Below are 12,766 nucleotides of genomic sequence, written 5' to 3' on the forward strand. Positions count from 1 at the left end.
TTAAATTTTAGATATATTGTGGGTTTTAACCGCAAACATCGATGAACACCTATATCAATTATCTTCTCCTGCTGCTCACCTGGAGTTCTGCTGTCATGGCACAGCGAGCACCTGCATCTATTGCAATTGAGCCAGGGGTATCCCTCGAATTGGCAAGGCAACGAGGTGCAGCAATCAGTGAAATTCAATATCAGCTTCATTTTAACATTCCATCAGCAATAAACGTTGCTATTGAAGCAAATGAAGAATTGAGTTTCAACCTCAGCACTGTCCCTCCCATCTTACAGCTGGATTTTAAACAAAGTGCCGATCATGTGAAAAAGATCAGGGTCAACGGAACCAGTATAGCGGTGAATTTGCAAAATGAACACCTGTTGATTGATGCAGAATACCTGCGAACCGGGTCAAATCATATCGCCATACAATTTATTGCAGGGAACGAATCTCTCAACCGGAATCCGGATTACCTGTATGCTCTTTTTGTTCCGGCTCATGCGAGGACTGCCTTTCCCTGCTTTGACCAGCCTGATTTGAAGGCCAGTTTCAAGTTAAGTTTAACAGTGCCTGATGATTGGAAAGTACTGGCTAATGGCCAAAAAGTAGATTCACTTGTTAACAATAAGCGAAATACCTATCATTTTTCAAATACAGAAAAACTCCCTACTTATTTGTTTTCTTTCACCGCAGGGAAATTCAAGGAGTTAAAGCGGAGCATGGGCAGGCGGAGTATGGATTTCCTGCATCGTGAAACAGACAGCAACAAAATTAAATTGAGCATAGATTCTATATTTATTGCACACCACGAGGCTAACACGTTCCTTGAAAACTGGACAGGCATCCCCTATCCATTTCAAAAGGTAGGTTTTGTGGCAATTCCCGATTTCCAATTCGGCGGCATGGAACATCCGGGGGTGGTTCATTACAAATCATCCAGTCTTTTTCTGGGTGAAGGTAGCACCAAAGATCAGTTCATTTCCCGGGCTAATCTTATTTATCATGAAACAGCACATATGTGGTTTGGTGACCTGGTGACTATGAAATGGTTCAATGATGTGTGGATGAAGGAGGTTTTCGCAAATTTCATCGCAGATAAGGTGACAGAAGAATTGATGGGCAAACAAACCTTCAACCTGAAGTTTCTGCAAAATCACTATCCGGCAGCTTATGCCATAGACCGTACCCGTGGTGCCAATCCGATCCGTCAGCAGTTAGATAACCTGCAGCATGCAGGTTCCATGTATGGCAATATTATCTATCACAAAGCGCCAATTATGATGCGACAGTTGGAACAGCTAATGGGCACAGTAAACTTTCAAAAGGGCATACAGGAATACCTGCAGCAATACGCCTATAAAAATGCAACATGGCCTGACCTCATTGCGATTTTAAATAAACACAGCGAGGCCAATCTGAATGAATGGAATAAGATATGGGTAAATCAGCCAGGCAGGCCGGTATTCGACTATCAAATAAAATATAAAGGGAATAAAATCCATAAATTTAAAATCAGGCAGCAAGCTGAGATGGGTAACAAACGCATCTGGCCACAAAACTTCAGCATTCAACTTATTTATGCTAACCATACTAAAAACATTTCCGTTCATCTTCAAGAAGAAACATTGAACTTGAAGGGTATGAAGGGCCTTGAAAGACCGAACGCCATTTTGTTTAATGCAGATGGAATGGGTTATGGTCTGTTTCCGGTGGATCAAGCACTGATGAATGAGGTATTCAAACTTCAGGATCCCGTAGCACGTGCCGCTGTTTACATTAACGCCTTTGAAAATGTATTGGCGGGGCAGTCGTTCAAACCCGCAGAATTGCTGCAGTTATTTACACAAGGCTTACAGACGGAGCAAAACGAGATGAACCTGCGACTGCTGACAGATTACCTCACCAATCTTTACTGGACCTTTAGCACAACGGCGGAGCGGCTGGCGTTTAGCCCGGTTTTAGAGAAAGCATTATGGACTGCAATGGAACAGCAAAAACTTCCAAATCATAAAAAAATCCTTTTCAACGCTTATCAAAATAGCTATTTAAGTGAAGACGCAGCAAAAACCATTTACAGGATCTGGGAGAAAAAACAAGCACCTGAAGGTGTTAAATTGAATGAAGATGATTATACCGCGCTTGCCTTATTCATTGCCTTAAAAACAGACAGTGCCACTACTGTTTTGCAACAGGAAGCAGCACGCATCACCAATATCGACCGTAAAAACCGTCTTCTTTTTCTAATTCCTGCACTATCATCAAAGGTTGAGGAAAGAGATTCTTTTTTTAATAGCCTGAAGGATCGTAAAAACCGTGGAAAAGAATCATGGGTAAATGCGGGTTTAGCTTATCTGCATCATCCTTTAAGACAACACAGCTCCATCAACTACCTGCCGGAAAGCCTGGAACTTTTAGAAGAGATTCAAAAAACAGGTGATATCTTCTTTCCACAATCCTGGTTATCGGCGACATTTGGAAATTACCAATCGCAGGAAGCCTACCAGGTGGTTTCTGCTTTTTTAGAGGAACACCCAACTTATAATACTAACCTGAAGGATAAGATTTTGCAGGCCACAGATAATCTCTATAGGAGTCAAACTATATTAAAACAGGAGGTTAATTGATTGGCGATAAAGGTAATTCGTCGAAACTGCCCTTGAACGGCCCGGCCGATTCCATTTTCTTGCTGGCTAAAATAGCAGCAAAAGTGCCCGCCTGCAGTACATCAGCCCCTTTACTCCGCTTGTATAAATAACCTGCCATATAAGTATCCCCACAGCCTGTTGCATCGACAATGACTTTGGGAGGAAAGGCAGGTACCGGATAGAAAACATCCTTATAAAGGATCAATGAGCCATGGCTGCCATTAGTGATGACGACTTCTTTCACCCCCCACTCCGCCACCATCTTTGCAGCTTTTCTCACCTCAGTACAGCCCGTCAAGGCAGCCAATTCCCCTTCATCGGTTTTTAGAATATCCACATATTGCAAAGCTTCAATTTTTTCCGGCCAATCCCGGGGGTACACCTTTTGGTCGATCACCTCTCTGAGGTACCCTTGCACATCCAGGCTTATTTTACCTTTAGCTGCTAACAGCTTAATAAGTCCCACGGAGATATCATCGGGCAGTAAGGGCCCCAGGTGGAAGATTTTCGCTTCTACTGGCAATAAAAATTCCTCTGAAAAAGGATCAGCCAGTTGCAAGACATTCTGTGTCCGGTAATCTTGGTTTTCACTATAGATATTCTCAAAATTCACTGTATGGGCACTCTGTTGTACCACCACAGCGATCCCATGCATACGAAGATCAGTAACATAGTTTATTTCCTCAGCCGCAAGCGCCGTGACTAAAAGATAACTGACATCAAGTTTGGAAAAAGGATAAGAAAAATAATAGGCCGTGCCACCAGCCATGTACATCGTGGAATACGTGGTAACCACTTTATCAGAAGTAATGTGTCCTACACAACAGATATCAACCATTTTTCAAGTAAATTCTGCAAGATAATATTTTAGAATTTAATTATCGGGCAAAATAAGAGTTTTGTCAAGCATACAAAGAAAGAGCACAAGACAACGTAGCCGTAAGCCAGAAAGGTGATAGTCTGCCATTTAGCATTTCAATCGACAAAATTTACAGGTTTCAACTTTAAATACAAAAAAGCACATATCTTTGGCCACAAATTTACAATTATAATTATATGGCAAAGGCATCTGAAATTAAAACGGGAAATATCTTACGTTTTAACGGCGAACTGGTAACAGTTTCAGAAATCGTACATCGTACACCAGGCAAAGGCGGAGCTTTCTATTTAGGGAAATTTCGTAACATTAAAACCGGAAAAATTGTGGATGCTCGTTTAGGGACTGACGAGCAGGTTGAGATTTGCCGTGTTGAAACTAGTGATTACCAATACCTATATGAGGAAGGTGAATATTTTGTGGTAATGGACAATGTTACTTTTGATCAGTTCAATATCCCCAAAGCATTATTCGGTCCTTCGGCGAGATTTCTTAAAGAAGGAATGGATGTGATCGTTTCTTTTGAAAGTGAAGAGCCCATTATGGCACAGGCACCAAACTTCGTAGAACTGGAAATTACCTACAGCGAGCCAGCTGTTAAAGGAGACACCTCATCGGGTGCACAGAAATCTGTGACCACAGAAAATGGTGTAGAACTGAAGGTACCTTTGTTTGTAAACCAAGGTGATAGAGTAAAAGTAGATACCCGTACCGGCGAATATGTTGAACGTGTGAAATAAAGATAATTTGACCGTCATCTCCGGATGGCGGTCATTATTCTATAATTTCGCTTCAACAGGGGCTAAAAGTGAAGCTAAACCCTCACTTTCATCCGGTTCCAGCGCTAAGACTTCATTCAATATACCAAATACATTTCTACGTTCATTAGAGATGAGTAAGCGATCCAGGAACCTGATCAATGTCTTCTTCTGATCTATATTGAGACCACTAAACAACTTAGGCTCTGTTTCATATAAAGCCTTAATTACCGCTATAAGTTCCGGTTTCCTGAGCGTCATTTCCTGCGCTGTTTCATAGTTTGGAAAAATACCATCCTGCTCCAAATCATCCACTAATTTATTTGCGTACTCCTTTAAGAAAGGCTTTCTTTTGCCCTTTAAATATTCTGTTAGTTTGTTAATCAGATAGCGATATTCCGGCGAAGACCGGGCCGGACCGAACATACCTACTTGTCCCTCATTCAGGTTCCTAAAGTCAAGATCCCTAAAAAAAGTACTTTCAATATAAACACTATGAAAATAGTCGTCACTCTTTTTATTAAGCGTCGTAAAATCTTTATATACTTCCTCGCCATCCGTCAGAAAGTAGTACTTAGAAAGTTCTTTATGCAGTCCTTCCTGCCATTGCACATATTTTACCTTAAAGGTTACATCAGTCTCCTCGTATGCTAATTCAAATTCTTCCAGGCACTTTATATTGGAGCTAAAATCCAGGGCGATCCCATTCACTAAAATTTCATAAGCCTTCTGTTTATTCAATTCTATAAACCAACAAAATTCATTAATCAGGAACGGAATAATTGAAAATTCCAGATCCTCCTTAGCTATCTTCAGGTTGGTAAAGGAAACTTTGGTACCCGTGTTCCCCTCTCTGGTCGGTGCCCGGGAAAAATCATGTGTATAGCCGTTTAACTCGCCGGTATTGATGTGGATCTGTCCCTGATGATAGCCTTTATGAGTTTTAAAAGAGGTTGTCCAGGTGGCACTATGAGCGAAGGTGAAAAATGTTAAGCGTCCAACGCCATTCCGCCCGTGCATTTTTGAAGTATGTTTAGGCACGGTGATCTGGTTTGACTTCTCAGATTCAAAAAAGGGATCAAACTTTTGCTTCAGGTGGTCGAAATTAATGCCGTAGCCATTATCCGAAATTTCCAGACTGTCCAAACGTCCCAGTTCATTAAATGAATAGTTGATCTCCACTTTACTGGCCTGGGCATCAAAGCCATTCCAAACGTATTCTGCAACGGCTTGTTTTTCATTAAAGGTCTTTAAAACCTTTTGTATCCCCTTGGAAGTAATATTAACTTTTTCCGACATTTTACTAAAATAATTAGCGAATATAATATTAATCAAGGGTATTAAATAATGTTGTGGAAAGATTAAAGCAAGCGTATATTTATGCTTCTCATCAAAAACTATCATGACATTAACCAAAAAATGCGTTTTGCTCTTTAGCTGCATCATCATTATTTCCTGTAAAGGAGCGCCACTTGAAAAGGTCTCAAACACGGTATCAAACCCAATGATTGGAACCTGGAAACTTTTGATGACTACTACCGTTGAGAATGGTGATTCCACAGTGACCGATTACAACAAAAATGTAAGTTTTATCAAAATCATCAACCAAACTCATTTCGCTTTTTTACAGCATGATCTAAATAAAGGAAAAGACACGACTGCGCTTTTTGTCGCTGGTGGTGGTCGATATCAGTTAACAGGGACTACGTACAAGGAACAATTGGAATATTGCAGTGCCAGAGACTGGGAAGGGCATGATTTCACCTTTAATATCGAGTTAAAGAACGATACCCTGGTTCAAAGTGGTGAAGAAAAAGTCGAAGCTGCAGGTGTAAACAGGGTAACTATTGAAAAGTATGTCCGGCAGTTAGAATAGTGCAAATCTGTATGGTTAAGTATAATGCTCATTTCAGTCCTTAAAGCTACATCTTTAAAGTCTCAGGAATAATTATAGGTTATCAGGGCGTTATCAGGGCGTTGGTAGGGCATTGCTAGGGCCTTGATTGGGCTAATGGCCCTATGAAGGCCCTGGTAACGCCCTGATAACGCCTTATGAAAAGTAGCTAAACATGAAGGTGTCCTATACGAATATGAGTTTACAGTATGTAAAGCAGGCTTACTCCGATTCCGCGATTTCCTTCCTCAACATCCTCCTGATCGTTCTCATTTTGGGGTATAAAGTTTTAACAGGCAAGTATGGATATTTATAAAACAAGAACCCTATAAAACAGCCGATACTTAAGATCAGCAATAAACCATACACTTCCTTAAACGACACCATCAACACCTGATTTTGTAATAACGCAGCTAATTCTGGCGGCGTAATATTGGCGAGCTGATGATTTACCCGGTCAAAGTTTGCCGAGAGCAATTGAAAGTTCTTCGTGGCGATCCCGTTGAACAAGTGATGCAATAGGGCAGCACCAATTGCGCTTCCACAGGCAGCACTAACAAAGGCCTGTACGGATATAGCCTGGAAGAAATGATGGAAAGGCACCTTCAGCAAATTAGTAAGCAGTACAATGGCAATGACCACATATCCAAAGTTTCTAAAGAAAATCGGTGCGATCAGCATTTCTTTCGTTGTCTGGTAATCAATCAGGAAATACATGGTCAGCAAATACATCATAATACCGGAAAACCCGATCAGAAATGTCGATTTGTAAGAGTTCTTCTTCAAGGCGAAATAATAATAGGTAAATACTGCCCCTGCTACTACCCCTAACATACCCATCCAGTTGATATGGATCAGGTGCATCGCGTCATAGTGTAAAATCTTTTCAAAATAAATATGCTCCACCAGGTGTGCAGGCGCGAGAAAAACATCTACGATGATGTACAAGAAAAAAGGGACATATACCGCTTTATACTTAAAAGTATCCAACGAAATAAACGGATGCCGGATGAACGAGGCACGGTAAAGATTTAAGGCCAGCAGCACCACTAAAAATACAGTAGCAATTTTGATCTGATCTGCATAAAACCAGTCATAATGCTCGCCATATACGCAAATGAAATTCACACATAACAGGATCAATCCCCACATCAAAGCCCCTAGCCAATCGATACCAAATAAAGGGAATGGACGCATCATTTGTTTGTTGTTGAAGATCAGCAGTACCACAAGCATCACCATAAATAAGGCACCGATGATTAGCCAGTGCATATACTGCCAACTCGAGAACAGGGCAATATACATATTCGGGATACCGGAAAGCAATATGCTTCCCTGTACCAACAAGTAGATAAAGCAAAAGAAAATACTCAGATCACGTTTCGGCGTTAACCACAATTGTATAGTAGAATTACACTCAAAAGTCGCCCACATCCTGAAGATGCCTGCTATGAAACAGGTGACCACCAAAACGGCCACATGATGAGTATATAAACTAATGATGTTACATAAAATGAGTACGGTAATACAGGTTAAAAAGGAAAACTTCGAGGTAAAGCGCATTTTAAGACGCAGCATCACCGCAAAAACCAAGGCCATGCCAGCCAATGAAGCATAGCCCGCCATCAGGATATCCTCTTGCATCAAGGCAGTGCCCCCTACCATTTGACTGGCTGTTGCCAGGTAAACACCACCCGTAAACTGGAATACGATCACAAAAAGAATGATGATCCAGGGCTTAATTTTTTCCGGTATAAAATTATTGATTGCCGGTATGGCAAAAGGTCCGTTATGGTGCATATAATTAGTATTTTACTGTACTTTCTACATTCATACCTGCTCTTATCTGCTGTAGGTATTTTGCATCAGTGTCTGCGGCAAATTCAATGCGCACAGGAATCCGCTGTTCTACTTTCACGAAGTTTCCAGCAGAATTATCTTGTGGAATAACAGAAAAACTAGCACCTGTAGCAGTAGCCATTGATTTAACCACGCCTTTTAGAACCACATTGGGCAAGGCATCTATTGCTAATTCTACTTCTTGTCCGTCTTTAATGTAATGCGTTTGCGTTTCTTTATAGTTGGCAATCACCCATTTTTCGTTTTGATCTACAATGTCGACAATGGTTTGTCCGGGTTGGATCAACTGGCCTTCCTGCAAGTTCTTTCTGCCGGTAAAGCCATCTGTAGGCGCTACGATGACCGTATAAGTCAGATTCAAATTCGCTAAATCCAGCGCTCCCTTTGCCAGTTGTATGCCAGCATCATTTTGTGTCAAACGAACATTTTGTTCATTTTTCACTAATACAGTCGACTTTTTCTGGCGTTGTAATGCTTCGTATTTCGCTTTCAGGGAAACATATTTAGTGTATACGCCATCATATTCCTGTTGGGTTACAGATTCCTGGGCCAATAAATTCTTATAGCGCTGGTGTTCTTTCGCGGCATGTTGTACCAGGGCGTTCACTTCTGCCAGACCTGCATCAGAAACAGCAATATTATTCTGCGCAGTATTTACAGAGGAATTGGCCACTTGTTTGCCAGCTAAAGCATTTTGATAGTCGGCTTCGGCTTGTGCCAGGCGGAAGCGGAATTCTGCATCTTCTATGATGGCCAGGGTATCCCCTTTTTTCACTGCCTGGTATTCGTCGAAACGGATTTCTTTCACAAAGCCCGATACCCTGGAGTTGACAGGAACGATCAGTTGTTTTACCTGGGCATTGTCGGTATATTCAACGTCACCTAAATGAATGAATTTTGAGCTTACATAGATAATGCCTGCACCAACGATGGCAACTGCTACGATATTATAGATGAGTTTTTTATTCTTGTGTGTCATAATGGATTTAAATATTGGTTAGAGCGTTCCTGCTAATTTTCTTAATTGGTAGTCGTGGTATAAAATGTTGATCTGCGCATTGGCTGCTTTCATCTCTGCATCAATCTTTGAGTTTTCTGCGTCGAGCATTTCTGTAATTAATACAAGACTGTTCACATAGCGATTGCGGATGACATTGTAATTCTCAGTCGCTAATTGCACACCTTTTAATTGAGTTTTGTAAATGTCCTGCGCCTCCTGATAGCGGATCAAAGCGGTCTCAATGTCTGTAGCCAATTGATCCTGCACCATTTCATTGTTTTCCATCGCCCTTTGAGTGGCAATTTTAGACGAGTTGATTTTTGATTTCGATTTATAGAGGGAAGCGATGTTATATTTTACCCCTAGCCCTACGTACCAATAGTTGAAATTCTTATCGATCGCTGGAATTTCAATCGTAATCGGCCCTTCTAATTTATCTCCTGCAAAGGCAAACAACTGTGGTAGCTGATCTGCTTTTGCCAGTTTTTCGCCATGTTTCGCTTGTTGTAAATACAATTCCATTTGCTTCAACACAGGCGCGTTGTTGAGGGCCAATTCCTGCCACTGCACTGAAGCCTGTTGCGTCGCAGATGAAGGGGCAACGGAAGGGCTGATCGCTAATTGGGTGCCTTTAGGTAATTGCAGTGTTTTCACCAGTTCCTTATTGATGATCTTTTCGCCATTCTCTAATTTCAGCAAGGCCAGTTCTAACGATTGCTTTTGTAATTCATAACGGGTAACTGCGTTCTTCAAAGCTGTACCTTCTTTGAATTTATTATTGATTTGCACCAGCAATTTATCGGTTTGATCGATGTTATGCTCCATGATCTGTTTCTGATTCTGAAGTTTTTGCAATTCAAGATAATAGCCTGTAATTAAGAAACGGATGTCTTGTTTGTTTTTTTCCTTATCTAACTGGGCCACCATTAAATCAAGTTTTGCTACTTCAATAGCAGTTTTAATTGCGCCGCCGGCATAAATAGCTTGCGTGGCCTCCAAAGCGAAATTGTTGCCGTAGCCAGGAATAGGTACGCTCATCCCATTGGAGAAATCCCGGTCTGAAATCCAGCCGTCGCCGTTGTAAGAAAAAGAAAGGGTTGCGTCCAGGGAAGGCAGTAATTTGTTTTTCTGTTCCTGAACCTCCTCCGCTGCTAATTGCTCATTGTACGCCGATATTTTCAGTGTACGACTGTTCTCGTCGGCCATTTTAAACAGCTCCTCCAGTGTTACCGGAAGTTTTTGAGACTCTTGTGCAGCTAAAGGTTGAATACTCACAAAAACTGAGAGTGTAAAAAGTAGATAGATCACCTTATGCATAAAAATTTGAGTTATAAAATCAACTGCAAAAGTCCGGCATTTTAGCGAAAACACATTCTTCCAAAAAATTAGTAAATTGGTTAATTATGAAACTATAACACTAATATTGTCCTATATTTGCAGCATTACTCCTTCCATATGAAAGCAGACGCAGCGATAAAGACCGACAAAGAATTGTTCAAAAAAGTGGATGAGCCTATTGAAAATGTAGCCAAAATCAATATCCTACATTTAACGCCGGCACACTTGCACCAGCACCTCGACACCAATATTTACTTACAGTCATCTATGTTTATTTTGGTTCTAAGTGGAACATCACATATCGAGATCAACTTCAGGAAGTATGGAATTTCCAAGGGCGAGATCATCTTGCTTTCCTTTGGGCACTTTTTTAAAATCCAGGAATTCAGCAAAGATTTTCGATGCGTGGTGTTGTACGTGGGGAAAGATTATATAGACGAGATGTTTTCGACCGATATGATTTACAAACGTGTTAAATATGGGGTTAAAATGTATAAAACACCGCTTCTAAAGCTCAGCGAAACCGAAAGCAACTTACTATTGCAGCGTCTGGAATTTGTAAGGAAGATTTTGTTAAATGAGCAACACCGTTATCACCAGGAAATGATCCTGAGCGCCTTGCTGATCTTCTTCCTTGATTTAAGTCATATCATTGAAAAGGAGGTCCACGAGGATGGCGCAGGCAAACAAAGTCGCGATGAACTCTATTTTGAACAGTTTTTAGAATTGCTGGTCCTGAATTATAAATCTGAGCATTATGTAGAGTTCTATGCAGATAAACTACATATCACAACACATTACCTGACCATGATCTTAAAGCGGCTTAGCGGACAAACAGTCTCCGACCTGATCTTTCAATTGCTGTTTAGTGAGGCGAAAGTATTGCTGCAGCAACCAAAACTTACTATTCAGCAAATTGCAGAGGAATTTCATTTTTCGGATCAATCTGCTTTCGGGAAATTCTTTAAGCGAAAAAGCGGACTGTCCCCTAAAGAATTCAGACAGAAAATGAACGCATAACCATGATTATTTTTTAGAGAGGAGCACCATCAGTCCCGCCGTGAACAGTAATAACCCCCCGGCAATGTACTTCCGATGAGCTCTTGGCCTGCCGGGCACCCCCCATCCGCCATATATGGCATTGCCATAATCAACAGGTGTGAAAAGATTGCCGTCCGTTTTATCGATAGCAGGGGCATGGTTGAGGTATTCATGGATCACCTTTCCCGAAATTCTCCTGGTGATGCCGGGAAATAAGGCATAACAGTAACGCAAGAATACGGATGCGCTGCCCACCATGACTTCCGACTTTGGATAGTCGGCCAGCTTCACGATCGCCATCGCGAGCCGGTTAGGATCATAAACTGGTGGAGCGGGCCTAAGCTGTTTGCCTGTATAATTAGCGGCATGCTGAATCCCCGGCGAATCAATAAAAGCCGGATAAGCATCGCAAACATGAATATCTGGGAAACCGACAAGCTCGCCTTTTAATGCGGCAGAAAAACCGCGAATGCCAAACTTACTCGCTGAATAGCCTGTACCATAAGGAACCGGTAAAAATCCGCCGATAGAGATGTTATTGATAAGAATTCCCCGGCCTTGTTTTTTGAAATAGGGCATTACCGCATGAGCCCCATGAATATAACCCATTAAGTTGGTACGGATCACCTGATCAAGGACCTCCATTGGCGTTTCATCGAATGCGCCAACAGCGAGCACGCCAGCATTGTTCACCCAGACATCAATCTGACCTCCAAAATCATCGGCTGCAGCGGCCAGGTTAATCATCGCCCCAGGGTCAGTGACGTCAGTTTGAACTAACCGCACAATTGCCCCGAATGCTTCACATTCGATGGCAACATTTTTAAGTTCTTCAAAGTTCCGGGAGGCCAAAACCAGCTGGTCTTGTTTTTCAGCAAAAGCGAGGGCTATAGCTCGCCCCGCTCCGCTTGATGCTCCTGTAATAACAATCGTTCTAGGCATAAGCTGTATTGAATACTTATAACAGCCGGTAGCAGGATTAGTTTAATAAAGTTATTACTGCGCTTCTGAATGGAATTGTATTCCCGCCCATCCATGCACCATAAACTGCCTGATATTTTGATGATCAGCTGCATCCGGATTCGCCAATACGGCCTGGTAATGTTCTGCAAATAAATAAAGGGTATCTGCCTCACTCAGCTGTTGGCGTTGCGCAAAGGCAAATACCTTTGCACTCCCTTGATTTTGTGTGGCCTCATTGTCTACTTCACCATTTTTAAATGCTGTAGGCTGGTGGTTATATTGACTTTCTATGAATGAGATTACCTCATTAAAGGTAATCGTTTTGGCTTTTAAGCCAGTAATTAAAGTTTTTAACTGATCAATCATTGTACATTGGAAATTGTTAGACCGTAAAAT

General features: G+C 41.5%; 11 protein-coding genes. 4 read left to right on the plus strand and 7 right to left on the minus strand.

Going from position 1 to position 12,766, the window contains the following annotated elements; translation table 11 throughout:
- The first annotated feature begins 41 nt into the window (after window positions 1–41).
- Complete coding sequence (locus WG905_RS18050; protein WP_339593159.1) at window positions 42–2,618, plus strand: M1 family metallopeptidase; 2,577 nt, start codon at window positions 42–44, stop codon at window positions 2,616–2,618.
- On the opposite strand, the gene WG905_RS18055 is transcribed toward WG905_RS18050, so the two are convergent.
- Entirely contained in the window at window positions 2,611–3,477 is an 867-nt protein-coding gene (locus tag WG905_RS18055; RefSeq protein WP_339593160.1) for a PfkB family carbohydrate kinase, read from the minus strand. The two genes, WG905_RS18050 and WG905_RS18055, sit on opposite strands and share 8 nt — an antisense overlap.
- Before the next feature lie 218 nt (window positions 3,478–3,695).
- On the opposite strand from WG905_RS18055, the gene efp reads away from it, so the two are divergent.
- Window positions 3,696–4,256, plus strand: coding sequence for an elongation factor P (gene efp / locus WG905_RS18060; RefSeq protein WP_339593161.1), 561 nt, complete (start codon window positions 3,696–3,698; stop codon window positions 4,254–4,256).
- Window positions 4,257–4,295: 39 nt separating this feature from the next.
- On the opposite strand, the gene WG905_RS18065 is transcribed toward efp, so the two are convergent.
- A complete protein-coding gene (locus WG905_RS18065; protein ID WP_339593162.1) occupies window positions 4,296–5,573 on the minus strand; it encodes an ATP-binding protein in 1,278 nt (425 codons plus the stop codon).
- 103 nt (window positions 5,574–5,676) lie between these two features.
- On the opposite strand from WG905_RS18065, the gene WG905_RS18070 reads away from it, so the two are divergent.
- On the plus strand, window positions 5,677–6,150 hold the full coding sequence (locus tag WG905_RS18070; RefSeq protein ID WP_339593163.1) for a hypothetical protein: 474 nt from the start codon (window positions 5,677–5,679) through the stop codon (window positions 6,148–6,150).
- A gap of 240 nt (window positions 6,151–6,390) precedes the next feature.
- Here the strand turns inward: WG905_RS18070 and WG905_RS18075 are convergent, their stop codons facing one another.
- The 3 genes from WG905_RS18075 to WG905_RS18085 are packed head-to-tail and all read right to left on the minus strand — an operon-like array spanning window position 6,391 to window position 10,345.
- Window positions 6,391–7,968 carry an efflux MFS transporter permease gene (locus tag WG905_RS18075; RefSeq protein WP_339593164.1) on the minus strand — a complete coding sequence of 526 codons (1,578 nt, stop codon included), beginning with the start codon at window positions 7,966–7,968 and terminating at the stop codon, window positions 6,391–6,393.
- Between the two features lie 4 nt (window positions 7,969–7,972).
- Window positions 7,973–9,007: an HlyD family secretion protein gene (locus WG905_RS18080; RefSeq protein WP_339593165.1), complete on the minus strand. Its 1,035-nt coding sequence runs from the start codon at window positions 9,005–9,007 to the stop codon at window positions 7,973–7,975.
- Window positions 9,008–9,025: 18 nt separating this feature from the next.
- Window positions 9,026–10,345 (minus strand): TolC family protein, encoded by a 1,320-nt coding sequence (locus tag WG905_RS18085; protein ID WP_339593166.1) that lies wholly within the window; start codon window positions 10,343–10,345, stop codon window positions 9,026–9,028.
- 138 nt (window positions 10,346–10,483) lie between these two features.
- On the opposite strand from WG905_RS18085, the gene WG905_RS18090 reads away from it, so the two are divergent.
- Window positions 10,484–11,386 (plus strand): helix-turn-helix domain-containing protein, encoded by a 903-nt coding sequence (locus WG905_RS18090; protein WP_339593167.1) that lies wholly within the window; start codon window positions 10,484–10,486, stop codon window positions 11,384–11,386.
- A 6-nt stretch (window positions 11,387–11,392) separates the two neighbouring features.
- Here the strand turns inward: WG905_RS18090 and WG905_RS18095 are convergent, their stop codons facing one another.
- Window positions 11,393–12,349, minus strand: a complete 957-nt coding sequence (locus WG905_RS18095) for an SDR family oxidoreductase (RefSeq protein ID WP_339593168.1) — start codon at window positions 12,347–12,349, stop codon at window positions 11,393–11,395.
- A gap of 54 nt (window positions 12,350–12,403) precedes the next feature.
- Window positions 12,404–12,736, minus strand: coding sequence for a HopJ type III effector protein (locus WG905_RS18100; protein ID WP_339593169.1), 333 nt, complete (start codon window positions 12,734–12,736; stop codon window positions 12,404–12,406).
- Window positions 12,737–12,766 lie beyond the last annotated feature (30 nt).

It is taken from the genome of Pedobacter immunditicola (genome assembly GCF_037482985.1).
Lineage (GTDB): Bacteria > Bacteroidota > Bacteroidia > Sphingobacteriales > Sphingobacteriaceae > Pedobacter > Pedobacter immunditicola.

What these genes read in the sequence shown, in the direction of transcription:
- WG905_RS18070 (WP_339593163.1), top strand. Translation starts at nt 5,677, where the DNA reads ATGACATTAACCAAAAAATGCGTTTTGCTCTTTAGCTGCATCATCATT.
- WG905_RS18090 (WP_339593167.1), top strand. Translation starts at nt 10,484, where the DNA reads ATGAAAGCAGACGCAGCGATAAAGACCGACAAAGAATTGTTCAAAAAA.
- WG905_RS18065 (WP_339593162.1), bottom strand. Translation starts at nt 5,573, where the DNA reads ATGTCGGAAAAAGTTAATATTACTTCCAAGGGGATACAAAAGGTTTTA.
- WG905_RS18095 (WP_339593168.1), bottom strand. Translation starts at nt 12,349, where the DNA reads ATGCCTAGAACGATTGTTATTACAGGAGCATCAAGCGGAGCGGGGCGA.
- efp (WP_339593161.1), top strand. Translation starts at nt 3,696, where the DNA reads ATGGCAAAGGCATCTGAAATTAAAACGGGAAATATCTTACGTTTTAAC.
- WG905_RS18100 (WP_339593169.1), bottom strand. Translation starts at nt 12,736, where the DNA reads ATGATTGATCAGTTAAAAACTTTAATTACTGGCTTAAAAGCCAAAACG.
- WG905_RS18080 (WP_339593165.1), bottom strand. Translation starts at nt 9,007, where the DNA reads ATGACACACAAGAATAAAAAACTCATCTATAATATCGTAGCAGTTGCC.
- WG905_RS18085 (WP_339593166.1), bottom strand. Translation starts at nt 10,345, where the DNA reads ATGCATAAGGTGATCTATCTACTTTTTACACTCTCAGTTTTTGTGAGT.
- WG905_RS18050 (WP_339593159.1), top strand. Translation starts at nt 42, where the DNA reads ATGAACACCTATATCAATTATCTTCTCCTGCTGCTCACCTGGAGTTCT.
- WG905_RS18055 (WP_339593160.1), bottom strand. Translation starts at nt 3,477, where the DNA reads ATGGTTGATATCTGTTGTGTAGGACACATTACTTCTGATAAAGTGGTT.
- WG905_RS18075 (WP_339593164.1), bottom strand. Translation starts at nt 7,968, where the DNA reads ATGCACCATAACGGACCTTTTGCCATACCGGCAATCAATAATTTTATA.